A 24,794-nucleotide genomic window follows, 5' to 3' on the forward strand; every position below is an offset into this window, starting at 1 on the left:
CGAGTTACTATTTTTTGTCCCTTTGATGTCAATCTTCTTCGTCTCTGGTCCGTTTCGGTCCGGGATCGGCGACGAGGGTGCTGTCGGCAATGGGATCCGTCGGCGCCGCAGGAGCATTTCCGGCAGGCGATGTACCATGGCCCCCGTAAGCGTGTCCGGAATGGGGGACAGATTGTCCGTGATAGGAGTAGTTATTAGTGACGATGCCGTCGGGATTGGTCGCTTCATAGCCTCTGACGTGGTGCATGGTGCCGTCCGCTCCGGTGCGGTAATAGTCGTGGGTATAGTGAGTGCCCGGGGCCGGCGTGACGGCATCGGAACCGCCGTGGATGTCGCCGCCGTGATGGGCTGTATCGACGGCCGTGTCGGCAGCATCGGCGATGGCGTCAAAGCCTCCAAAAGCCTTGATGAAGGGCAGACAGATGAGGATGATGAGCAGCGGCGCGACGCCCATAATGGGCAGGGCCCGCTCCAGCGTATACTGATGGGTATAGAGCCAGGTCAGGATGAGGTGGAAGCCGGCAGCGGCGACGAAGCCCGTGAGCAGGGCTGGAATCATTTCGACGGTCGTACTGCGAAGAACTGCAAAGTAGAAACCTACGCCGTACATATAGAATCCGGCCAGAACGGCCCGCCAATTGGCCGCAATATATTTCAGGCGCAGGAAGAAGATGACCACCATGATAATAAAGGCGATGGGGGCTAAAAAGGGAAAGATACTGATAAGGAGCATCGTAACGGCCGCCGTGATGACGATGTACATGATGCGCCGCCAGGTAAAGGTGATGAATAAGATGACGACACCTACGATGGAAGCGATTTGATAATCGAGGGTCACCATATTGATGAAAACATAAAGCCAGGTAATGAGTAAGATTGTCAGGTGAGCTGCACGGTCCGCACGCTGGGGGGCCAGGTTCAATATCATCACATCCTTTAGCAAAATTAGCCGTGAATAAGCCGTATAATTACATTTAATTATATCATATATTTTCTATGGACGAGGGGGATAATAGAGGCTTTTCTTCTTTTTTACGAAAGGATATGTTACCGGTTTTCCGGCTATCCGCAGGTAACGACAAAAAGCGCCGCTGTCCGGCAGGAGATGCTGTCAGACAACGGCGCTTTGCATATGCTTTTTATCAGCCTAAGATTTCGATGAAGGCCTTGACCACTTCCGGGTCAAAGAGGAGGCCGGATGAACTGAAGAGTTCGCGGACGGCCTGTTTTTTTGTTTTCGCCCAAAATTCAGTCGACGGATTGATAATCATATCGTAGTAGTCAGCTACGGCAATGATTCGCGCCCCTAAGGGGATGTTGGCTCCGCGCAGGTGTTTGGGAAAGCCCGAACCGTCCCAGTGTTCATGGTGATAGCGGATGTAAGGCACGATGTCCTGGCAGCAGGGGATGTTTTCCAACATATTGCCGCCGGCTGCTGCATGGCGCTTGTACTGGGCCATTTCCGAGCGGTTGAGATAGGGTATCTTGACTAAAAGTGTATTAGATACGACCAAAAGACCAACGTCATGGAGGAGAGCAGCGTATTTTATCTGTTCGATTTCGCTCTTTGGCAGCATGAGTTTGGCGGCGATACTGACGCTGTAGTTGGCAACTTGCAGGGAGTGCATATATAAGCGCTGACTTTTTAGCTGTATGAAGTTAAGCAACTCTGCCGTAATGCCGTCAAGAGACGTCATTTCTTCACGGGCAATGCCCGCTGCTTGATTTAACGATACCATATACATGACAAACAAACCCTTTCATCTGCAACCATACTATTCGTTCGTCGTCCGATTCGACTGGCGTACTTTTTTTGGATGACGAAGGATATTGAACATTTTGGCACTCGTTTTTTTGATGCGCGCGCCTGTATTTTTCATACGCCGTGCTGTCGTAATCTTGGACTTGCGCTTCGGGCGCATGTCGCGGATTGAGCCGAAATCACCGCGGCGGATACTCGTCGCCTTGATGCGGTCGGAACGGAGGTTTACTTTTAATGCGTTCATGATTTGGCTCGTCTTAAGGTCGATGTTAAAACTGTAGATATCTACTGCCACGTAGGAGAGGAGAGGATAGGCATGGATGCTGATATGGGCGTTGCCCGATACGGCCATGCACGTCAGTTCGTCATCAATATGGAAGAAGGTAATGCCCTCAGCAGGTGCGCCGACCAAATGGAATGCGCGTTCTACCAAGGGCTGCAAGTCTTCGGCTTCGGTGAAAGAAGCTTTGCAGTTATAAAAATCGATCAGTACATGATTTCCTAATGTATTATTCATAAATCTCCACCCGTTACTTAGTTACAATTAATTATATACTGTTTTTGGGAACTTGTAAACTAAAAAGGGCCCCATGGGATATGTTAAAACCCCATGAGGCTCGTTTTAGTTATGCTTTGTGCTCACGAATGGGCGTGAAGGTAAAATCCGTTCCGTCAAAGCCGATGCTGACCGTATCGCCTTCGCGGATGGTGCCGGCGATGATGCTGCGGCTCAAGGACGTTTCGACGGTATGGGTGATCAAGCGGCGCAGGGGACGGGCACCGAACTGAGGATCGAATCCTTTGTCGGCCAATTCCTGCAGGGCTTCATCAGTCCAAGTGAGTTTAATCTTGATCTGTTTTTCCAGACGCTGACCGAGGCGTTCCAAGAGGATGGCTGCAATACTCTGTACCTGGTCTTTCTGCAGGGCCTTGAAGACGACGATGTCGTCGACACGGTTGAGGAATTCCGGACGGAAGTACTGTTTGAGGAGGTCACGGACCTTCTGGTTGGCCTGTTCGTAATCCGGCGTTTCCAAAATTTCATGAGAGCCCAGGTTACTGGTCATGATGATGATGGTGTTCTTGAAGTTGACGACCCGGCCCTTGCCGTCAGTCAGGCGGCCGTCATCGAGGATTTGCAGGAGGACGTTGAAGATGTCGGGATGGGCCTTTTCGATTTCATCGAGGAGGATGACGCTGTAGGGACGGCGGCGAACGGCTTCGGTGAGCTGACCGCCTTCGTCATAGCCGACGTATCCCGGAGGCGCCCCAATCAGGCGCGATACGGTATGTTTTTCCATGTATTCTGACATGTCGATGCGGATGATGTTCCGTTCGTCATCGAAGAGGGATTCCGCTAAGGTCTTGGCAAGTTCGGTCTTGCCGACGCCGGTCGGCCCCAGGAAGATGAAGGAACCGATGGGACGGTTCGGGTCTTTGATACCGGCACGGGCGCGGATGATGGCGTCGCTGACGACTTGGACGGCTTCGTCCTGGCCGACGACGCGTTTATGGAGGGTTTCGTCGAGGTGGAGCAGTTTTTCCCGTTCGCCGGTCATCATCTTAGTGACGGGGATGCCCGTCCAGCGGCTGACGACCTGGGCGATGTCTTCTTCGCCGACTTCTTCTTTCAGGAGCTGCGAATCCTGTTTCTGTGCCAGGTGAGCTTCCTGTTCCGCCAGTTGTTTTTCCAGTTCCGGCAGCTTGCCGTACTTCAGTTCTGATGCTTTCGCCAAGTCGTAGTTGCGTTCGGCCTGAGCCATTTCGCCCTTGACGGCGTCGATTTCTTTTTTCAGTTCCTGGGTGTGCAGGATGGACTGTTTTTCCGTATCCCACTGGGATTTGAGCTGGTTTTCTTTTTCTTTCAATTCCTGCTTCATAGCCGTGATCTTAGCCAGTCGTTCTTTGGAAGCGTCGTCCGTTTCCTTGGTCAGGGACTGTTCTTCGATTTCGAGCTGCATGATCTTATGGCTCAATTCGTCAATGGGCGTCGGCATGGATTCGATTTCCGTGCGCAGCTTGGCAGCGGCTTCGTCGACGAGGTCGATGGCCTTGTCGGGCAGGAAGCGGTCCGAGATGTAGCGGTCCGAAAGGACGGCAGCCGCAACCAGGGCCTTATCGCGGATGCGGACGCCGTGATGGACTTCATAGCGTTCTTTCAGGCCGCGGAGGATGGTGATCGTATCTTCGACGGACGGCTGGTCGACCATGACCGGCTGGAAACGCCGTTCGAGGGCAGCGTCCTTTTCGATGTATTTCTGGTATTCGTTGAGGGTCGTAGCCCCGATGCAGCGCAGGTCGCCGCGGGCCAGCATCGGTTTCAGGATATTGCCGGCGTCCATGGAGCCTTCGGACGCGCCGGCGCCGACGACGGTGTGGATTTCATCGATGAAGAGGAGAATCTGACCGTCTGATTTGGCGATTTCATTGAGGACCGATTTCAGCCGTTCTTCGAATTCACCGCGGTATTTGGCCCCGGCAATGAGAGAACCCATGTCGAGGGAGTAGAGGGTCTTGTTCTTTAAGGATTCGGGAATGTCTCCGCTGACGATGCGGCGGGCCAATCCTTCGACGATGGCCGTTTTACCGACGCCCGGTTCCCCGATGAGGACCGGGTTGTTCTTGCGGCGACGCGACAAGATTTCGATGGTCCGGCGGATTTCGTCGTCACGGCCGATGACGGGGTCGAGCTTATTCTGGCGGGCAGCTGCCGTCAGGTCGCGGCCGTATTTTTCCAAGGCCTTGTAGTTGCCTTCGGGGTTGTCGGTATTGACGTTGGCCTTGCGGTTGGCCTTGATGGTACTCATGATCTTGTCCTGGTGCAGGCCGAATTCACGGCACAGTTCCTGGACGTCGCTGCTGCTTTCGCTGACGATGCCGAGGAGCAGGTGTTCTGTACTGATGTAGTCATCGTGCATGGAGTCGGTTAATTGCTGGGCTTTGCCGATGACCCGGACCATTTCCGTCGACATCGACATCTGGCTCGAACCTTGGACGGAAGGGATTTTCTTCAGCAGCTGTTCCAGACGTGCCTGGAGCATGGGGACGTCGGTCTGACATTCCGTAAGGATGGTGCTCAGCAGGCCTTCAGGCTCTTTGAGCAGGCCCATGAGCATGTGGACCGAGGAGATTTCTTGGTTGTAATGGAGGGCGGCAATCTGCTGGGCAGACTGGAAGGCTTCCATGACTTTCTGTGTATATTTTTCGTTTCCCATAAGTAAGACCTCCTTATTATGGCGATTGTATTCAGGATTAGGAGCTTTTCGCTAGCTTCTAGTATCATTATAGCTATAAAAGTCAAAAAGTCAATATGTCAAAAAGGAAAATTTGTAAATCTTTTGGAAAAGACTTTGTTGACAGTCCTCATCCTTTCCCCTACAATCGAGGCAGTATAAAGATTGTCTTCCGTCATGGGAGACCGATGAAAGGAGTCCGACGATGGACGAAACAGAACGACTGGCCTTTAGCGGCGATGCAGCGGCTCAATGTGCCATGGGAGACGATTATTTCTTTGACGCTTTTGACGCCGATATAGAAGATAAAGATGATTTATATAGGAAGGCTTTTTACTGGTACAGCCGTTCGGCCAAGGGCGGTTATGCTGCCGGTCAGTATAACTTGGGCTACCAGTATGAGCATGGGTTAGGTACGGAGCGCGATATCGAACAGGCTGTCCTTTGGTACGGTGCGGCCGCCAGCCACGGCTATGGAGCTGCTGAGAATAATTTAGGCCATCTCTATGAAATAGGGGATGATCTCCCTCAGGATTACGAAAAGGCCCTGTACTGGTACCGGCGGGCTGCCGAACACGACGACGGCGACGGCCAGTGCAATGCGGCCATCATGTATCAGTTCGGCTACACCGGGGAGCCGGATTATGAAAAAGCCGCCTATTGGTATGCTAAGGCGGCAGATCAGGGAAATGTCATTGCCGGAAACAATCTCGGCTATCTCTATGAAAAAGGATATGGCGTTCCTCAAGACTGGGAACTGGCTGCGCACTGGTACTATGAAGCGGCCATGGCCGGCGACGGGCCGGCGCAGAACAACTTGGGCGTCCTCTACCGTGACGGCCACGGCGTCGCTCGTGACAGCATTCAGGCGGCTTACTGGTTTGCCCAGTCTGCAGCGTCAGGCTATAAAGAGGGCATGAAAAATTACGCCACCGCCCTGGAAACAGGCGATGGCGTAGAGATGGATCGTGATGAAGCTCGATATTGGCGAAATAAAAGCCGGGACGATTAATGGAGAATATTAATAAATACCGTAATGATCGTGGCATTGACCGGGTCGATGATTAGGAGCCGATGAGGGGAATGACGAAGAAGGCCGTCGGTGCCGGGCCGAAGATTTCCGTCATGGCCGTCATGTTGGCGATGGCGTTGGGCGTAGCCCCTAAGCCGAAGCCGCAGACGCCGCTGGTCATGACGGCAGCTTCGTAGTCGCGGCCCATGATGCGGAAGACGATGAAGTAGGCGAAGATGGCCATGAACAGGGCCTGGCTGAGGAGCATGACGACCAGAGGTACGGCAAGGTCTGCCAGCTGCCAGAGCTTGAGGCTCATGAGGACGCAGGTCAAAAAGACGGTCAGGCTGAGGTTGCCCAAAACTTCACTTTCATGCTGGTAGACTTTAAAGCTGTGCGTAAAGTCGGCGATGTTGCGGATGACGGCAGCGACGATCATCGAGCCGATATAGCCCGGGAAGACAAGGCCGATGCTGCTGAAGAAACCGCTGACGATCGTTCCGAGACCCATGGCCAGGAAGAGGTGGGCCATGGCGTTCATGAAGCGGTAGTTGTCGATGGTCTGGCCGATTTTGTTTTCAATCTTGATGGCGTTTTCGGCCCGTTCCTTATCGCCGGCTACGGCTTTTAACCGCGATACGGCGTCGGCGTTGGCCGAAGGATCGAACCGTTCCGATTCAGCCGAGCTGACCAGATGGTGTTTGTGAATCAGTCCTTCCCCAATCGGACCGCCGATGACACCGCCGGCGACGAGACCGAAGGTAGCGGCGGCGACGGAAATGGTGACGCCGCTGTCAAGGCCGATGTCTTCCAACAAGGGACCGAAGGCCGCTGCCGTGCCGTGACCGCCGACCATGGGAACCGATCCCGTTGCCAGTCCCATGAGAGGACTGAGGTCGAAGACTGTCGCGAGGCTCACCCCGATGATATTCTGTAAGGTGATGAGAATCGTCGTGACGATGGCCATTTTAAAGACCATGATGCCGCCTCGTTTGATAAGGCTGATGCTGGCCGTGTAGCCGACACTGGTGAAAAAGAGCATCATACAGATGTTTTGCATAATCGTATCCTGCTCGTACTGCCAAAGACCCTGTGTATAGAGAATGCAGTTGATGATAGCGAATAAGATGCCTCCGACGACCGGAGCGGGGATACAGTACTTGCGCAGGACGTCGAATTTTGCACGCAAGAATACGCCGGTATAGTAAACGACAATCGCTGCGGCTAATGTTTGATAAATATTAAGATTTACAGCCACAAATAAGCCCCCTTCATATTTTATCGATTATGGATGAAATCGACGAAATAGGTTATGAAAAAATAAAAAATACAGTACTTATGATAACAGATTTTGGGCTGTAAAACAAATATGCGGATAAAAATAACCAGGTGTCATCCTTCGCCGTCCGCTTGGGAAAGATAGCTGGGGGAGGTATAATAGTCCCTTCGTCCTTGGCGGCAAGAAGCGCTGCGGAAACAGAGGGCTTGAATGTCGTTGGCCCGGATATCAAGGGTAAGCTGTGCCTGTCCGAGAGGGGACAGGATTTTTTTTGCCTGCGCCGGTTTGGTTATGATGGGGAAGGTTCCCTTTGCTTCTTTCAAGAAGGCGGCGCCGCGCTCGTTGAAGGCCAGGATGCGGCCGTATTGAGGCCCTTCACGGTAGGATTCATTGAAGAAATCTTGTGACGGCTGCAGGACCGTATAGGCGCCCATGCGGGACAGGCGGCTGAATGCATAGCGCTTGGTCTTGACGGCGGCCAGGGCTTCTTCATACGTCGAAAGGGGAGAGAAGGCTCGGTGCCAACGGTTTTCGAGGCCTTCGGTAAAGGCCGGCAGGCAGCGGAGCTGTTCCGGCGTCAAGAGGCGGCCTTCAAGGCTGACGAAGTCGCCGTAGCGGTCGTAGTCAGTGAAGGCGCCTGCTTTCAGCAGGGCTTCGATGTCGCTGCGGCTGGCCAGAGGCAAATAGGCGGCGACGCGGGACGTGAATCCCTTTTTCAGTTCCCGGCGGAGGGCCGAGGCACTGGTGAAAGGCTGGTCGAAGCTGTTTTCAGCATGGCTTCCGCGGCGAGGAACGGTTTGCATCGCAAGGGGAGACGGCAGGGCGAGGATGGCTTTTGCATATTCAAGGGCCAAGAGGGCATTGGGCTGATCCAAAAGGCCGGCCAGTTCCGGCAGGGCCTTTGCCAGGTCGTCTGTCTGATTCCGACCGGCCGTGGCCGTCTTTGTCGATCCATCGTACGAGAGGCTCAAGGCGGTTTTTCCCAGGCGGAGAAAGTCGGCAGCCGTCCCCTCTTCGACGCCGCAGGCAAGGGAGGTGCAGCCAAGGCGATAGGCTAAACGGATGCCGCCTGAGGCAAATCCTTCAGCACTCGAGAGGGCATAGACGGCAGGCAGTTCAAAGACGGCATCGGCTCCGCTGCGGACGGCCCAACGGGCGCGGTGCCACTTGTCGAAGAGTGCCGGTTCGCCGCGCTGGACGAAGGCGCCGCTCAGGATGACGATGACGGCCGTATCGGGCGGACTTTGGCGGCGGATTTCCGACAGCAAGTAGGCGTGGCCGGTGTGAAAGGGATTAAATTCGGCGATGACGGCAATGGCTTCCATAGCAGCCTCCTTACGTTCTAAATTTCACAATATCTGAACGGGACGAAGCCGCAGTGTCTGGCGGCACCGTCCGGAAAAGGCCGTATTTCACGAAGAAACACAGTATAAGTTGTTTATAAGTATACGGAAGGTAAAGAAAATCGTCAATGGAGGCCGTTCATTCTTTTTGGCTGTTTGGGCGGATAGCTAAAGTATTTCCAATTCCTGCTTTTTTTAGATGACGCTATAAGGCTTTTATGCTATAATGAACCTAGTCTGTAGAAAGCATAAATAGGTGATTGTATGAAGGGATTGAAAGGACTTGCAGCTGCGGCCATGGTCTCAGCTGCCGTATTGTTAGCCGGCTGTGGCAGCAATACGATGCTTGAAGAATACAGTTTCGGCTATGTCCAGTTGAAGGCCGGAAATTCGGAAGTGTACGTCATGACCCCGTTTGACCTGGCACATGTGAATCGCCAGGACGGCGAAGGCATGATGTATATTAACAATGACAAACACATCAATGTCGTCGCTGTTTCTGAAACAGCCGGCGAAACGACGCCTGTTGCCATGGCAGATAAATACGTTGCCATGCTGAAACAGACACCGGATGTATCTGATCTGCAAACGAAGATTACCGAAGCCGAAGAGAGCGGGCGCAAGGCCACCGTCGTCGACGCCTCCTATACGGAGCCGTTGAACGGCCAGCCGGCGAAGCTCACCGTGCGGAGTTTCTTCTTTGAAGATAATGGCCAGATTTGGCACGTCATATACATGTACAAAGACGGTGACGAACTGGCGAAGGAAGTAGTTGACCACGTATTTGGCCAGCTAAAGTAATTTTAAAACACACGAAAGAGGGTAAAATTTCATGATCGTATTGGTTGTAAACTGCGGAAGCTCATCTTTGAAGTATCAGCTCGTCAACATGGATAATGAAGAAGTAATGGCAAAAGGTTTGGTCGAAAAAATCGGCCTCACCGATTCGCAGCTGACCCACAAATGGAATGGCCAGAAAAAAGAAATCAAACAGTCCATTCCGGATCACCAAGTAGCCGTCAAGTTAGTCCTCGACATTTTGACCGACGCTGAATGCGGCGTCATCAAATCGATGGATGCCATCGATGCTGTCGGCCACCGCGTCGTCCATGGCGGTGAAGAATTCGCTGCTTCCACGCTCATTACGGACGAAGTCATGAAAGCCTTGGAAAAATGCTCGGCCATGGCTCCGCTTCACAATCCGCCGAACATCATCGGCATCAATGCCTGCAAGGCTATTATGCCCGGCGTACCTCAGGTCGGCGTCTTCGATACGGCCTTCCATCAGACCATGCCGGCAAAAGCCTTCATGTACGGCCTCCCGTACGAACTCTATAAGGAAGATCATATCCGCCGTTACGGCTTCCACGGCACGAGCCATCGCTATGTCGCCGGTGAAGTCGCTAAAGTCATGGGCAAACCCGTTGAAGAACTGCGCATCATCAACTGCCATCTCGGCAACGGCTCTTCCTTAGCTGCCATCAAATACGGCAAATGCGTCGACACGACGATGGGCTTTACGCCGCTGGCCGGCGTCCTCATGGGTACGCGCTGCGGTGATATCGACCCGGCTATCGTCCTCAACGTCATGGACAACCATAACCTTTCGACGAAAGATATGGACAAATTGATGAACAAACAGTCCGGTGTCCTCGGCATCTCCGGCGTTTCCAGCGACTTCCGCGATCTCGGTAAAGCTGCCGGCGAAGGCAATGAACGCGCTCAGCTCGCCCTCGACATGTTCCACTATCAGGTCCGCAAGGAAATCGGTGCCTTTGCTGCTGCCATGGGCGGTGTCGATGTCATCACCTTTACGGCCGGTGTCGGCGAAAACGGCATTGAAGACCGCGCCGCCATTGCCGAAGGCCTCGAATACCTCGGTGCCAAACTCGATCCGCAGCGCAACGACGTCCGCGGCAAAGACGCTTTGATCAGCACCGACGATTCGACGGTTAAGATGTATGTCATTCCGACGAATGAAGAAATCATGATTGCCCGCGATACGAAGGACATCGTATCCAAACAGTAATAGTGCCTCGGATGGAGTGAAGACCGTGAAATTATTATACTGGGATATTGACGGAACCTTATTGAATACCGGCCATGCTGGATTGAATGCCATTAAAGAGGTCCTCCGCGATTTAAAAGGGGAGGATACACCGGTGCCGAAAATCGATGCCGGCGGCAGGACCGATAACTATATTTGTCAGCAGCTGCTCTATAAATCGACGGGCGTCATGCCGACGGATGAAGAAGTCTTTGCCTTTTGCCGCAACTATGAACAAAAGCTCTTGAAATGGCTGAAACGCAAGGCTCATGAAGGTGTCATCCTGCCGAATGCAGCAGAAAACCTGGCATTCTTCCATGGAAGGGAAGGTTACTGCCAGCTCCTCCTGACGGGGAACAGCCGCGTCGGTGCCAGCCTGAAGATGGATTTCTTCGGCTTGTCTCAGTATTTTGATTTCGACCATTCCGGCTTTACTTTCGACTACTACTACCGCGACGACTTGGCCCGCAATGCCCTGGCCATTGCCAAACGGACTTGGGGCGATGACATTGAAGCCATGTATGTTATCGGTGACACGCCTCATGACATTCAGTGTGGAAAAGCCATTGGCGCCCGGACTATCAGCGTCGCTACCGGAAGGCATTCCTACGATGATTTGGCCAAGTGCGAACCCTGGAAAATCATTTCATCCCTTCCGGAACCGGAAGCCTTCGAAGCGCTTCTTGAATTGTGATAAATCCCTAATAAAAAAAGGAAACCCAGACTCATCACATGGAGTCTGGGTTTTTTTTCGGTTCTTCGATGCGCCACGTGTTTTCAAGGACACGGAAGTTCAACGAATGCCATTTTTTTTCTATATCGTTTAAGGTGACCGATGCTGAGTAGAGCAGGTTATTCTGTCTTTGAGCCTGTTTCTCCAGCTGGGAGATGCGGACTTGTTGGAGCGCGACGGTCTTAGACAGCGTAAGAATCTGGACCTGCAGCACCAGGTTCCATGCCAAGAGAAGAACCGCAGCGGCAGTTAGGTATCTTTGCGTCTTAGACAGACCCTGCCAAGTCTTGAGCAGGCGGCGATACTGATTGAGCAAACCGTTTCTGCCGCGCTGTATCCGGCTTTTCAGGGAACCGGCAGGAGCGGCGGGGCCTTGTCTTTCCCCGGCCATTATAAGTTGGAAATGACGCGGGCCTTATTGCGGACGAAGTCGAGCCATAATTGAGCCGCATGGGACAGGTAGTGGCCGCGTTTCCAGATGACATAGAGGACGTGCATGATTTCCGGTTCGACCAAGGGACGGACGACGACCGATTCCGAGACGCGGGGGTTGGCTTCCTTCGTCGGGCACAGGCGGCTCGGCAGGAGGGCGACGCCGAGGTTGGCGACGACGGTCTGGATCATGAGGTCGCGCTGGCTCGTTTCAAAGATGATTTTCGGCTGGAAGCCGATTTTCTTACAGTGTTGGATGATTTCGTCGTGCAGGTTGAAGTCATCGCGGTAGAGGACCAGCGATTCGTTGGCCAGTTTCTTCAAGGGAATCGTCTTTTCCTTGGACAGGATGTTGTCGCGGTGAATGATGACGTTCATCGGATCCTGGGTGAGGAAGAACGATTCAAAATCCTTTTCCTTCGGCTGGGTGCAGACGATGCCGAGGTCGATGAGGCCTTCTTGGACGCTGATTTCGACCTTCTTCGAGCCGTGTTCGTACAAGTCCAGTTCAATTTGAGGATATTCCTGCTTGAAAGCCCCTAAGAGGTTGGCGAAGATCGGCGCCCCGGTAATGGGGGGCAGGCCGATGAGAATCGTGCCCTGTTCCAATTTGAATTCATTTTCGAAGTCGGTCTTCAAATGTTCGAACATGAAGACGACCCGTTTTGCATGGGACAGGAAGATCGTGCCGGCATCGGTCAGTTCGACGGCCTTCGCATTTCGCATGAAAAGGACGACGCCCAGTTCTTCTTCCAGGGCTTTGATGGTACGGCTGATGGCGGACTGAGAAATATGCAGTGTTCGCGCTGCTTTGCTGAATGACTTCTTGTCTGCTACTTCGACAAAGTATTTAAGATGATGAAAATCCATGCTAACACCTCCACTAACTAATCGTGTATATCAAAAATAACGCTACAATATACACTACTTCGGTATACGTTTACAAAATAGCACTGAACGATGCATAAACTAGCATCACATTCCTATTGAATTTAACATTGCTTAGGCATATAATTAACTTGTAAGAAAAAGTTACAAAGTCGTTCGGTTTGTGATGGTCAGCAATTTCTGAAAAGAGATATGGTAATGTGCAAATCTGTAATACCACTATAATAGTAGTACAGATTGAGAATATTAGCAATACTTTTTTTTGAATATTGTCAGACCTTCCCGCGTTTTATTGCATTTTTTTCAATTATGGGACGTGTATAGTCGATACGTGAACAGAATGCATCATTGGAACCTTTGCGTGCTGTTCGCGCCTTCTGTATGAGATACAGCGGGACGTCTTTATAGCTATCTTAAGCCTATCAGTATGGAATCTTCCATATTGTGTATAACATTCAATTAAGGAGCGTGTTTTATCTATGAGCAAATTTAAAACCATGGATGGTAACGAAGCAGCTGCATGGGTGTCCTATGCATTTACTGAAGTTGCCGCAATTTATCCGATCACGCCGTCTTCTCCTATGGCAGAACATGTCGATGATTGGTCCGCCACTGGCATGAAAAACCTCTTCGGTCACAAAGTTCACGTTGTTGAAATGCAGTCCGAAGCTGGCGCTGCCGGCGCATTCCACGGTTCCTTACAGGCTGGTGCTTTGACCACGACGTACACTGCATCTCAGGGCTTCCTCCTCATGATGCCGAACATGTACAAAGTTGCCGGCGAACTCCTTCCGGGCGTATTCCACGTAGCTGCGCGTGCTTTGGCTAACCATGCACTGAGCATCTTCGGTGACCATCAGGACGTCATGGCTGCTCGTGCAACGGGCTGCTGTCTCTTGGCCGAATCCAATGTTCAGGAAGTCATGGACCTCGCTGGTGTCGCTCACTTATCGGCAATTAAAGGTTCCTTGCCGTTCATCAACTTCTTCGACGGTTTCCGTACGTCTCACGAAATTCAGAAAGTTGAAGTCATGGATTTCGAAAACTACAGAAAACTCGTTGACTGGGAAGCTATCGACAAATTCCGTAAACGTGCTCTTAACCCGGATAACCCGCAGGTTCGCGGCACGGCTGAAAACCCGGACGTATACTTCCAGCACACAGAAGCTGCCAACAAGTTCTATGATGCTATGCCGGATATCGTAGCTGACTACATGGACAAGATTTCTGAAATCACTGGCCGCTCCTACAAACCGTTCAACTACTACGGTGCTCCTGACGCTGAATACGTCGTCGTTTCCATGGGTTCTCTCTCCGACGTCGCTAAACAGACCGTCGAATACTTGCAGAGCCAGGGCGAAAAAGTCGGCGCTATCAACGTTCACCTCTATCGTCCGTTCTCCAACAAATACCTCCTCAACGTTCTTCCGAAAACGGTCAAGAAGATTGCTGTCATCGACCGCACGAAAGAACCGGGTTCCCTCGGTGAACCGCTTTACCTCGATATCACGGGCTTCGTAAAAGAAGAAGGTCTTAACATTGACGTCATCGGCGGCCGCACCGGTATGGGCTCCAAAGACGTTCTTCCGGAAGACTTCCTCGCTGTCTTCAAAGAATTGAAGAAAGATCATCCGCTCAACGGCTTCACCCTTGGCATCGTCGACGACGTTACCAACCTCAGCCTTGCTCGCGAACCGAAAATGCCGGTTGATACGACGGGCCTTACGTCCTGCAAATTCTGGGGCTTCGGTTCTGACGGTACTGTCGGTGCTAACAAATCGGCTATCAAGATCATCGGTGACCACACGGATATGTATGCACAGGCATACTTCGCTTATGACTCCAAGAAATCCGGCGGCGTAACGATTTCTCACCTGCGTTTCGGTACTCGCCCGATCGATATGCCGTACCTCATCGACGCAGCTGACTACATCGCCTGCCATCGTCAGTCCTATGTAGGTCGTTTCGATGTTCTCCGCGGCATCAAAGACGGCGGCACGTTCATGCTGAACTGTACCTGGACCGATGAAGAACTGGAACACGAACTTCCGGCTCGCATCAAACGCGCTATCGCTAAACATCACGTTAAATTCTACACCTTGAACGGTGACGCTATCGGCCAGAAACTCGGCCTCGGCACCCGTATCAACATGGTCATGCAGGCTGCATTCTTTGCCCTCGCTAAGATCATCCCTGTAGAAGACGCTGTTAAATACTTGAAAGACTCCATCATCAAGAACTACGGCAAAAAAGGCCAGAAGATCATTGACATGAACAATGGCGCCGTTGATGCTGGTATCAAAGAATTCCATGAAGTTAACTATCCGGCTTCCTGGGCTGATGCCGTTGACGAAGTCGTCGAAGGCCGTCCGGCTACGAAATACTTCACGGAAGTTGCAAAACCGATGCTCGAACAGGTTGGCGACGATCTCCCGGTTTCCGCATTTGTCGGCCGCGAAGATGGCACCATGCCTTCCGGCACTTCGAAATTCGAAAAAGCCGGCCCGGCTCTGCACGTTCCTTCCTGGGATAACGAAAAATGTATCGGCTGCCTCCAGTGTTCCTTCGTTTGCCCGCATGCTACGGTTCGTCCGTGCTTGACGACCAAAGAAGAAACGGCTGCTGCTCCGGCTGGTTACAAAGTCGCTGTTAAAGCTAAATCCGGTAAAGAATACGATTTGGCTATCGTCGTCGACCAGCTCGACTGCCTCGAATGCGGCTCCTGCGTAAACGTCTGCCCGGTCCAGGCTCTGACCATGGTTCCGAACACCGACGAAGAACGCAAGAAGATGGAATTCTGGTACTATGCTACGGAAAAGGTTGCTCCGAAAGCTAACCCGCAGAACAAGAAGACCGTTATCGGTTCTCAGTTCGAACAGCCGCTCCTCGAATTCTCCGGCGCTTGCGCAGGCTGCGGTGAAACTCCGTATGTCAAACTCGTTACACAGCTCTTCGGCGACCGCATGATGATCGCTAACGCAACAGGCTGCTCCTCCATTTGGGGTGCATCGGCTCCTGTTTCCCCGTACACCATGAACGCTGCCGGCCACGGTCCGTCCTGGGCAAACAGCCTCTTCGAAGATGCTGCTGAATTCGGCCTCGGCATGTTCCTCGGCGTAGACAAAGTCCGTAAAGACTTGGTCGAAAACCTCGACGCTGCAAAAGCTGTCGCTTCTCCGGAACTCCAGGAAGCACTCAGCGATTGGGCTGCTCATGCATACGAAGGCGAAGGCACTCGTGAACGCGCTGACAAATTGACGGCTCTCCTCGAAAAAGAAGCTGCCGGCAAACCGGTTCTCGAAGACTTCCTCGCTAAGAAACAGTTCTTCGTAAAACGCAGCCAGTGGATCATCGGTGGTGACGGTTGGTCCTACGATATCGGTTACGGCGGTGTTGACCATGTCCTCGCTTCGGACAACGACATCAACGTCCTCGTCCTCGATACGGAAGTTTACTCCAACACCGGCGGTCAGTCCTCTAAAGCTACCCCGACTGCAGCTATCGCACAGTTCGCTGCTGCCGGCAAACGCACCAAGAAGAAGGACCTCGGCATGATGGCTATTTCCTACGGCTATGTTTACGTAGCTCAGGTAGCTATGGGCGCTGACAAGAACCAGCTCCTCAAAGCTATCACCGAAGCTGAAGCTTACCATGGCCCGTCCTTGGTTATCTGCTACGCTCCTTGCATCAACCATGGTATCCGTAAGGGCATGGGCAAGAGCCAGACAGAAGAAAAACTCGCTGTCGAATGCGGTTACTGGGATCTCTTCCGCTACAATCCGGAACTCAAAGAACAGGGCAAGAACCCGTTCAGCCTCGATTCCAAAGAACCGGATTATGGCAAATTCCAGGAATTCTTGCAGGGTGAAGTTCGTTACGCATCCCTCAAGAAGAGCTTCCCGGAAGAAGCCGAAGCTCTCTATGCTAAGACTGAAGCTGACGCTAAGAATCGTCGTCATTCCTACGTCCGTCTGCAGAAGGGTTTTGAAGACTAATTTAAATGCACTTGCTGCATAGATAAATAGCGGAAAGGCTCTGCACGGTGGTTTCCACCATGCAGGGCCTTTTTGTTGTTTGTTATTTATGGGGAAGTAGTGTATAATGAATCGTGATTGAATTATTAGTTTTTTATTCTCTATCATAATAATTAGATGAACTAGGGGGCCTCTTTCATGTCATCTAAAATGGGTACGCTTTGTATTGTCCTGGCAGCCCTTGCTTTTGGGACCATGGAAATTTCGCTGAAGATTGCCGGTACGGCTTTTACACCTTTTCAGCTGACCTTTCTCCGCTTTCTCGTAGGCGGCATCCTGCTCATGCCGCTGGCCGTTCGCGATATGAAGAAGCATCAGATTCGTCTCAGACGGACTGATTGGGGGTATTTGGCCGTCTTGGGACTGGTCAATATCTGCTTCAGCATGATCCTCTTCCAGATCGGCGTCAACATGGCCAATGCCAGCCTGGCGGCCATCGTCTTTTCCAGCAATCCTATCTTCGTCATGATTTTTTCCTATTTTCTCATCCACGAAGCCTTTACGCGCAAGAAGGCTATCACCTTGGTATTGAGTCTCATCGGCCTGATCATCGTCGCCAATCCCGTGGATATCATCCAGAACGGAAATGTAGGACTTCTGGTGTCCTTGGCAGCGGCTATTTCCTTTGCCTTTTACACGACCTTGGGGAAACTGCGAATCGGGAAATTGGGGGGCAACGTCGAAAACGCCTTCAGTTTTCTCATCGGCTGCCTCTTCCTCTTGGTCATCTTGATTTTCCACGGCGATCCGATCATTGCCGGTATCAATTCCCGCACCATTTGGCCGCTCCTGTATTGCTCCTTGGTTGTCACCGGCTTTGGCTACCTGTTCTTCATGAAGGCCATTGAACTGACGGGTCCGTCCAATGCGTCCTTTGCTTTCTTTATTAAGCCTATCATCGCCCTCATCTTGGCCTCGATTATCTTATCGGAACCAATTACGGCCAACGCCGTCATCGGCCTGGTACTGATCCTTTTAGGCTGTACCATGGCAGGGCCCATTGAACGTCTGATTTTCTCTCATCGGGCTATCGGCGAAATCGCCGGCCGTACCAACCATCCGGCTTGGATGAAGGAAGATACGGACAGCCCCTTAGTCATTACCATTTCGCGTGAATTCGGCAGCGGCGGCCGGAATATCGGGAAACTCGTGGCCCGTAAATTAGGCGTTCCGTACTACGATACGGAAATTTTCAACCGGACCCAGAAAGAACATCCGCAAACTGTCATCGCCTGGTGCAAGGACCAGAAGCGCCGCTTGGGGCCGCTCCTGTCTAAGGTATACGAAGATTACGTCCACTATGCGTCGGGATATGAATCGAATCAGATGGAAATGTTCCGCGATGAAGCTGAAGTCATTGAAGCCCTGACGACAGGGCATTCCTGCGTCATCGTCGGCCGTTTGGCAAACTACGTCCTGCGCAAACGACCGAACACCTTCAATGTCTTCATTTCGTCCGATCCTGATTGGGCCGTCCAGCGCATCATGCTCCGGGAACACATCGACGCCGACCGGGCGCGTAAACTCCGCAACCACGTCAATCGTGAACGGCGGGATCACTGTATGTACTGCACCGATTCCTATTGGGGTTATGGGGCCAACTACGATTTGAGCCTCAAATCCAGCGACTACGGCATCGTCAAGACGGCCGACCTCATCTTAGAAGCGGCCCGCCATCGCCTGACCATTTCTCAAGACGATATCAATCCCACAGAGAAGGAAAGGGAAACGGCGAAGGCCGGGACGACTTCGGAAGCATTGTCGTCGTAAACTCGATGTTTTCGATATCGACATGATACAGAGGGCTATTCGTGATTTTTCATGAATAGTCCTTTTTCGCTATCCTCGAAAAGGGAGGCGAAGTGGAGACTGTAAAGAAATGGTAAAATCCATTTCTAAGATGAGAATCTTGCTAAGTGCATATTAATTTAGTCTTTATTTTGAGAATAGAAAGTGATAAAATAATAATTGATTTATTGATAGTGATTATTCCTGAGAATGAGTTGTGATGCAAATGGAGAAACGATGGCAGTTTGCCCCCTTCGAAGAGGGCCTTACGTCCGCCTTAACCGAACAACTGCATATATCGCCGATTTTGGCCCAAATACTGGCTAATCGCGGCATTGCCGATGTCGAAGAAGGGCGTCACTTTCTCCAGGACACATTGAACGACATGGCCGATCCGTTCTTGATGGACGGGATGGAAACAGCCGTCCGTCGGCTGAAGCAGGCCGTAGAAGATAAAGAGCGCATCGTCATCTATGGTGACTATGACGTCGACGGGATTACGTCGACGTCACTTGTTTATTCAGTTCTTCGGGATCTGGGGGCGTCGCCGCAGTTCTATATCCCTGAGCGGCAGAGTGAAGGCTATGGCCTGAACGAAGAGGCCCTGCAGCACTTAGAGCATGAAGCCGATGTTCTCATTACCGTCGACTGCGGTATTTCATCGTATGAGCTGGTTCGTGAGTTTTCACCTCATCTTGATATCATCATTACCGATCATCACGAGCCGCCGGAACAGATACCGCCGGCCTTGGCCGTCCTCAATCCCAAGAAACCCGGCTGTCCCTATCCCTTTAAGGAGCTGGCCGGTGCCGGTGTGGCCTACGTCCTTTGCCGGGCCCTTTGGCAGCGCTGCTGTAACGAAGATCTGGCAGGCTATTCGGATCTTTCGGCCTTGGGAACCATTGCCGACCTGGTGCCTTTAATCGGAGAAAACCGCATCATTGTCCGCCAAGGGCTGGAATTGATGAAAAAGGGGCAGCGCACGGGATTGTACGCCTTGCTCCGGGCTTCGGGGCTTGTCGATAAAGAAATCACAGCCGGCCGCATCGCCTTTACGGCAGCGCCGAGATTGAACGCTGCCGGCCGCATCAGCCATGCGACAAAGGGCGTCGAACTGCTCTTAGAGACGGACGACGAAAAAGCGGCAGCTGCGGCCGCGGAGCTCAGTGAACTCAACGCCGAGCGTCAGGACATTGAGCACACCATTGCCAAAGAGGCCATCGCCCAGATCGAAAGCCGGCAGCAGGGAAGGGACGGCGTCCTCATTGCCAGTCATGAAGGCTGGCACGTCGGCGTCATCGGCATTGCCGCATCGCGCCTCGTCGAAAAATACTACCGCCCGGCCTTGGTCATTACCATCAGCGACGGCATCGGCAAGGGCTCGTGCCGGAGTATCAGCGGCTTCAATATGTACGAAGCCCTGCAGTCGGCGAAAGACCTGCTCATCCAATTTGGCGGCCATACGATGGCAGCCGGCTTTTCCATCAAGGCCGAAAACATCGAAGGCCTGCGCGAAAGGCTTTTGGACTATGCCAAGGAGCACATGACGGCCGACGACTACATTCCCTTGGTCCATTTAGATAAAGAGCTGGAAACACCGGACGTCTCGCTGGACATGATTGCCGAGTTGTCTTCACTAGAGCCTTACGGCATGGGAAACAGCCGGCCCGTCTTTTCCCTGCGGAATCTGACCGTCGAAGAAATCCGGCCCATCGGACGGGATAAGCAGCACGTTCGCATCGTTGTCTGCGGTCCTCATAAGATTCGTCTGAGCGGCGTTGCCTGGTCCCGGCCGGACCTGTGCGATGCCATCGTCGAAGGCGATATCATCGACGTCGCCTTCCAGCTCGAACGCAATGATTTTAACGGAACGTCGTCGCCTCAGCTGGTCGTTCAGGACGTCCACGTCTTGAATAAGGAGGTCACCCTCAACCGGACGGTCATGGTCGATATCTACATGGCCCTGAAGAAACTCCTGCCCGAATGGGGTATGCCCGTTTGGCAGGTCCGGCGCCGCATGGCAGCCTCTCAGGCCGACCGCTACGACGTCCATACCATTTACGCGGCCATCGTCGTCCTTCGGGAAATCGGCGTCCTCAAAGTGCGCCAAGATGACGACGGCCCGGTCTATTATTTTCCTATCCTTGCAGGGAAAATGAATCTTCATATGTCCCCGACGTATGAATTGTATTGCAGGGAGTAAGGAGGTTTTTTATGGGAGAAAGAATTCAAGATGCCGAATTCAGGCACCTCATCGATACGATACACTCGTACCTGCCACAGGCAGACTGCGAAGATGTAACGAAAGCATATCATGCGGCAGAAGAAGCCCATAAGGAACAGCATCGCGTCAGTGGGGAACCTTATATCCTGCACCCCCTGGCGGTGGCCCAAATTTTGGCCGACATGAAAATAGATACGACGACGATTACGGCAGCCTTGCTCCATGACGTCGTAGAAGACACAGCCTGTACCCTTGAAGACCTGCGCCAGGAGTTCGGCCGGGAAGTCGCCTTCCTCGTCGACGGCGTCACCAAGTTAAGCCGTCTCAATTACCGAACGAAGGAAGATCAGCAGCTCAACAGCATGCGCAAAATGTTTTTGGCTATGGCCAAAGACGTCCGCGTCGTCGTCATAAAGCTTGCCGACCGCCTGCACAATATGCGGACCCTGCGCTATATGCGCAGCGACAAGCAGAAGCGGATCGCCCAGGAAACCCTGGAAATCTTCGCGCCCTTAGCGCATCGCCTGGGTATTTTTAACATCAAATGGGAGCTCGAAGACCTGTCCTTCCGCTACCTTGAACCGGATAAATACTACGACCTCGTCGATCAGATGAAACAGAAGCGGCACGTCCGCGAAGAAATCGTCAACGAAGCCATCGACGTCCTGCGAAAAGCCCTCGACGACGCCCACATCCACTGCGAAATCAACGGCCGGCCCAAGCATTTTTACAGCATTTATAAGAAAATGAAAAAAGATAACCGCGACTTGAGCCAGGTCTATGATCTCTTCGCCATCCGGGTCATCGTCGACGACGTCAAGGACTGCTACGGCGTCTTAGGTATCGTCCACAGTTTGTGGAAACCCTTGCCGTACCGCTTCAAAGACTACATCGCCATGCCTAAGCCCAATAACTACCAGTCCCTGCACACGACGGTTATCGGGACCCGGGGACAGCCCGTTGAAATCCAGATCCGCACCTGGGAAATGCACCACATCGCCGAATACGGCGTCGCCGCCCATTGGCGCTATAAAGAAGGCAACCAGACGGCGAATAAGGACGCCTTCGATGAAAAGATGGGTTGGCTGCGCAACCTCCTGGAATGGCAGGATACGAGCAACCCCCAGGAATTCGTCAACGCCTTAAAGCTCGATGCCTTTTCGGACGAAGTCTTCGTCTTTTCTCCGCGAGGTGACGTCATCGACCTGCCCCAGGGGGCCATTCCCATCGACTTTGCTTACCGCATCCATACCGACGTCGGCCACCGCTGCGTCGGCGCTAAGATCAACGGCAAGATCGTGCCCCTCGATTACCGTCTGAAAAACGGCGATATCGTTGAAATCATTACGTCCAAGACGGGGAAACCGAGCCTCGACTGGCTCAATATCGTCGGCAGTTCTGAAAGCCGTTCGAAGATCCGCAACTGGTTCAAGAAAGAAAACCGTGAGGAAAATATCGAAAAAGGTCTCGAAGCCTTAGAGCGAGAATGCAAACGCCTCAATCACGACTGGAAGACCTTAAACGTCGGCGGACGGCTGGGCCGGGTAGCCAAGCAGATGAACGCCGGCTCGGAAGACGATTTGGCAGCGGCCGTCGGTTACGGCGGTTTTGCCGTCAATACGGTCCTCATCAAGCTCCTGGAGCTGCAGAAGAAAGATTTGCAGAAGCAGGAAGAACAGAACACCAGCCTGGTCATGCTGGAAAAACTGAAACCCCGCAAGCCGGTCAAACACAGCGGCACGGGCATCTTGGTAAAAGGGGAGCCGGGTCTTCTCGTGCGCCTTGCCAAATGCTGCAGCCCCGTGCCGGGCGATCCCATCATCGGATTCATCACCCGCGGCCGCGGCGTGTCGGTCCACCGGGCCGATTGTCCCAATGTTACCCACGGCCAGAGTGACGTCGATCGCTTGATCGATGTCGAGTGGGATTACGAAGGCGATGAACGCTTTGAAGTCAACATGGAAATCGTCGCCTACGACCGCACGGGCATCATGGCCGAAATCATGGCCGCCTTGGCAGAAATGAAAATTTCCATCTTAAGCATCAATGCCAAGACCAGCGATACGAAAAACGTCGTCATCCACATGGGCATCAGCATCAAGGACTTGGCTCAGTTTGAATTCATTACGACCAAGATCCGCCGCTTGAAGGATGTCTATGCCGTAGAACGTTATACAGGAGGAAGCATGCAATGAGAGCCGTCGTACAAAAGACGCTGACATCATCGGTCACCTCAGACGGCGTCCTCGTCGGAAAAGCGGCCGAAGGCCTTACGGTCCTCCTCGGCGTTTCCGTCGAAGATACTGAAAAGGACGCCCTGTACCTGGCCGATAAGATCGTTCACCTGCGGATCTTTGAAGATGAAGCGGGGAAACTGAACGACTCCCTTCTCGATAAAGGCGGTGACATGCTGGTCATCTCTCAGTTTACCCTCTATGGAGATGCCCGCCACGGCCGCCGCCCGAGTTATACAGAAGCTGCTAAACCAGAACAAGCCGAAGCCTTATACACCCGATTCGTCGAAGCTGTCCGCGCCTTTGGCGTAGAGGCAGCGACGGGGCGCTTTCGGACCCATATGGTCGTATCCCTCGATAACGACGGGCCGGTTACCATTTTATTGGACAGCCAGAAAAATTTTTAAGGAGGAATCGACATGAGTATGCAATATATCAGCATGGAACTCGGACCGATCATGACCAACTGCTACGTCGTCTATGACAGCGACACGAAAGAAGCGATGGTCGTCGATCCGGCCTGGGATTACAACGCCATCGACCGGGCCCTGTCCCGCTATGAGCTGAATCTGAAATTCATCTTCCTGACCCATGGTCATGCCGACCACATCGGAGCCTTACAGGAGCTTCGCCAACGCAAGAACGTACCGGTCTACGTCGGTGCCGGCGATGCCGGGCTCATCTCTAATTCGCATCACAACCTGTCCATGTTCATGGGACAGCCCATTGAATGCACGTCGGCCGATCACTTAGCCAAAGACGGCGACGTCATCAGCCTGGGAACGCTGCGCTTCAAGGTCCTGGAAACACCGGGCCATACGCCGGGCGGACTCAGCCTCTATGGAGAAGGCGTCGTCTTTTCCGGCGATACTTTGTTCCGCTATTCCGTCGGCCGGACCGATTTATACGGCGGCTCGTCCGATATCTTATTGGACAGCATCGAAAAGAAACTCTTGACCCTTCCTGACGATACGGTCGTCCTGCCCGGCCACGGCCCGGCGACGACGATCGGCGACGAACGGATGGGCAATCCCTTCTTGGATGGAGGCTGGTAAGCCATGATTACCTATAAGGAAGCAGAATTTTGGATGCGGGTTACCCTGGCTGTCCTGGCATTGGCCCTGTTTTTAACGGTCCATGCCATCTACTGGCCGGCCATCGTGTCTCTCATTCTGACCTTTATCCTTATGCCCATACGCGATGGCATCATCAAAGTGTTCCTGCGCCTTACAGGGCGCAAGATGCCGGTGAGCATTGCCATCCTTATCTCCTTTGTGGTCTTTATTTTCCTGGTGACGGTCATTACCAACATCATCGTCAAGCCTTTAGTGGTCCAGACGAATTTGTTGGCTGCCAACTTCAGCAACTTAGTCAATCGGACGGCAGATTTGGTCATGCAGCTTGAAAATGAACAGACCCAGCTTTACATTCCGGACCAGGTCAAGCGGATCATCAACGATGCCTTCGCTAAGGTCAGCAATTACGGTATCGACGGCATTACCAATCTCCTGCAGTCGGTCTTCGTCATTGCCGGCACGGTCGTCGAATTCTTCGTCGTACCCATCATTACCTTCTACTTCATGAAAGACGGCAGCCGCATGGTCCGGACCTTTGTCGGCATCTTTCCGGCAGGCTACCGCGACCACTTGGCGTCCCTCTTTCTGGAAATCCAGCACGTCCTGAGCCGTTACATCCGCGGCCAGATCCTCATGAGCTGCATCATTGCCGTCCTGACCTTTATCGGCATGTGGGTCCTGGGCGTGCCCTATCCGATGGTCATCGCCC

At 52.7% G+C, this 24,794-nt stretch carries 19 protein-coding genes; 11 read left to right on the forward strand and 8 right to left on the reverse strand.

All coding sequences use genetic code 11. From position 1 onward, the window contains the following. Nucleotides 1-28: 28 nt before the first annotated feature. The 4 genes from TX77_RS04325 to clpB all read right to left on the reverse strand — a co-directional run bounded on the left by TX77_RS04325 (nt 29) and on the right by clpB (nt 4,977). Nucleotides 29-922 (reverse strand): hypothetical protein, encoded by an 894-nt coding sequence (locus TX77_RS04325; protein ID WP_044503601.1) that lies wholly within the window; start codon nt 920-922, stop codon nt 29-31. A 220-nt stretch (nt 923-1,142) separates the two neighbouring features. After that, entirely contained in the window at nt 1,143-1,745 is a 603-nt protein-coding gene (locus tag TX77_RS04330; protein ID WP_044503602.1) for an HD-GYP domain-containing protein, read from the reverse strand. 30 nt (nt 1,746-1,775) lie between these two features. Then, on the reverse strand, nt 1,776-2,279 hold the full coding sequence (locus tag TX77_RS04335; RefSeq protein ID WP_044503603.1) for an S-adenosylmethionine decarboxylase family protein: 504 nt from the start codon (nt 2,277-2,279) through the stop codon (nt 1,776-1,778). A gap of 109 nt (nt 2,280-2,388) precedes the next feature. Then, the gene (gene clpB / locus TX77_RS04340; RefSeq protein WP_044503604.1) at nt 2,389-4,977 is read right to left on the reverse strand and encodes an ATP-dependent chaperone ClpB; all 2,589 of its coding nucleotides are present in this window, start codon (nt 4,975-4,977) and stop codon (nt 2,389-2,391) included. Between the two features lie 223 nt (nt 4,978-5,200). Between clpB and TX77_RS04345 the strand changes: the two genes are divergently transcribed. Beyond that, nucleotides 5,201-6,007: a tetratricopeptide repeat protein gene (locus TX77_RS04345; RefSeq protein WP_044503605.1), complete on the forward strand. Its 807-nt coding sequence runs from the start codon at nt 5,201-5,203 to the stop codon at nt 6,005-6,007. Between the two features lie 52 nt (nt 6,008-6,059). On the opposite strand, the gene gltS is transcribed toward TX77_RS04345, so the two are convergent. Beyond that, a complete protein-coding gene (gltS, locus tag TX77_RS04350) occupies nt 6,060-7,265 on the reverse strand; it encodes a sodium/glutamate symporter (RefSeq protein ID WP_230198034.1) in 1,206 nt (401 codons plus the stop codon). Between the two features lie 134 nt (nt 7,266-7,399). Next, nucleotides 7,400-8,611, reverse strand: a complete 1,212-nt coding sequence (locus TX77_RS04355) for a tRNA(Met) cytidine acetate ligase (RefSeq protein WP_044503606.1) — start codon at nt 8,609-8,611, stop codon at nt 7,400-7,402. 282 nt (nt 8,612-8,893) lie between these two features. On the opposite strand from TX77_RS04355, the gene TX77_RS04360 reads away from it, so the two are divergent. Genes TX77_RS04360 through TX77_RS04370 form a run of 3 tightly spaced genes read left to right on the forward strand, consistent with a single transcriptional unit; the run spans nt 8,894 to nt 11,370 of the window. Further along, on the forward strand, nt 8,894-9,430 hold the full coding sequence (locus tag TX77_RS04360) for a hypothetical protein (protein WP_044503607.1): 537 nt from the start codon (nt 8,894-8,896) through the stop codon (nt 9,428-9,430). A gap of 31 nt (nt 9,431-9,461) precedes the next feature. Continuing rightward, entirely contained in the window at nt 9,462-10,658 is a 1,197-nt protein-coding gene (locus tag TX77_RS04365) for an acetate/propionate family kinase (protein ID WP_044503608.1), read from the forward strand. A gap of 25 nt (nt 10,659-10,683) precedes the next feature. Beyond that, a complete protein-coding gene (locus TX77_RS04370; protein ID WP_044503609.1) occupies nt 10,684-11,370 on the forward strand; it encodes an HAD family hydrolase in 687 nt (228 codons plus the stop codon). A gap of 34 nt (nt 11,371-11,404) precedes the next feature. Here the strand turns inward: TX77_RS04370 and TX77_RS04375 are convergent, their stop codons facing one another. Continuing rightward, nucleotides 11,405-11,725, reverse strand: a complete 321-nt coding sequence (locus tag TX77_RS04375) for a hypothetical protein (RefSeq protein ID WP_230198035.1) — start codon at nt 11,723-11,725, stop codon at nt 11,405-11,407. 74 nt (nt 11,726-11,799) lie between these two features. Continuing rightward, nucleotides 11,800-12,711, reverse strand: coding sequence for a LysR family transcriptional regulator (locus TX77_RS04380; protein WP_044503611.1), 912 nt, complete (start codon nt 12,709-12,711; stop codon nt 11,800-11,802). A gap of 497 nt (nt 12,712-13,208) precedes the next feature. Here TX77_RS04380 and nifJ point away from each other — a divergent pair, with 497 nt between their 5' ends. From nifJ to TX77_RS04415, 7 genes are all read left to right on the forward strand, one after another. Further along, nucleotides 13,209-16,724, forward strand: coding sequence for a pyruvate:ferredoxin (flavodoxin) oxidoreductase (gene nifJ / locus TX77_RS04385; RefSeq protein ID WP_044503612.1), 3,516 nt, complete (start codon nt 13,209-13,211; stop codon nt 16,722-16,724). Between the two features lie 177 nt (nt 16,725-16,901). Continuing rightward, nucleotides 16,902-18,533 carry an EamA family transporter gene (locus TX77_RS04390; protein ID WP_044503613.1) on the forward strand — a complete coding sequence of 544 codons (1,632 nt, stop codon included), beginning with the start codon at nt 16,902-16,904 and terminating at the stop codon, nt 18,531-18,533. Nucleotides 18,534-18,777: 244 nt separating this feature from the next. Further along, on the forward strand, nt 18,778-20,754 hold the full coding sequence (recJ, locus tag TX77_RS04395) for a single-stranded-DNA-specific exonuclease RecJ (protein WP_044503614.1): 1,977 nt from the start codon (nt 18,778-18,780) through the stop codon (nt 20,752-20,754). An 11-nt stretch (nt 20,755-20,765) separates the two neighbouring features. Continuing rightward, a complete protein-coding gene (locus tag TX77_RS04400) occupies nt 20,766-22,970 on the forward strand; it encodes a RelA/SpoT family protein (protein WP_044503615.1) in 2,205 nt (734 codons plus the stop codon). Next, nucleotides 22,967-23,416 carry a D-aminoacyl-tRNA deacylase gene (dtd, locus tag TX77_RS04405; RefSeq protein WP_044503616.1) on the forward strand — a complete coding sequence of 150 codons (450 nt, stop codon included), beginning with the start codon at nt 22,967-22,969 and terminating at the stop codon, nt 23,414-23,416. The genes TX77_RS04400 and dtd overlap by 4 nt, the downstream gene beginning before the upstream one ends. A 12-nt stretch (nt 23,417-23,428) precedes the next feature. Next, nucleotides 23,429-24,064 (forward strand): MBL fold metallo-hydrolase, encoded by a 636-nt coding sequence (locus tag TX77_RS04410; RefSeq protein WP_044503617.1) that lies wholly within the window; start codon nt 23,429-23,431, stop codon nt 24,062-24,064. A 3-nt stretch (nt 24,065-24,067) separates the two neighbouring features. Next, on the forward strand, nt 24,068-24,794 hold a 727-nt coding region (locus tag TX77_RS04415; protein WP_071822312.1), incomplete at its 3' end, for an AI-2E family transporter.

Source organism: Megasphaera massiliensis, from assembly GCF_000455225.1.
In the GTDB taxonomy this organism is placed as follows: domain Bacteria; phylum Bacillota; class Negativicutes; order Veillonellales; family Megasphaeraceae; genus Megasphaera; species Megasphaera massiliensis.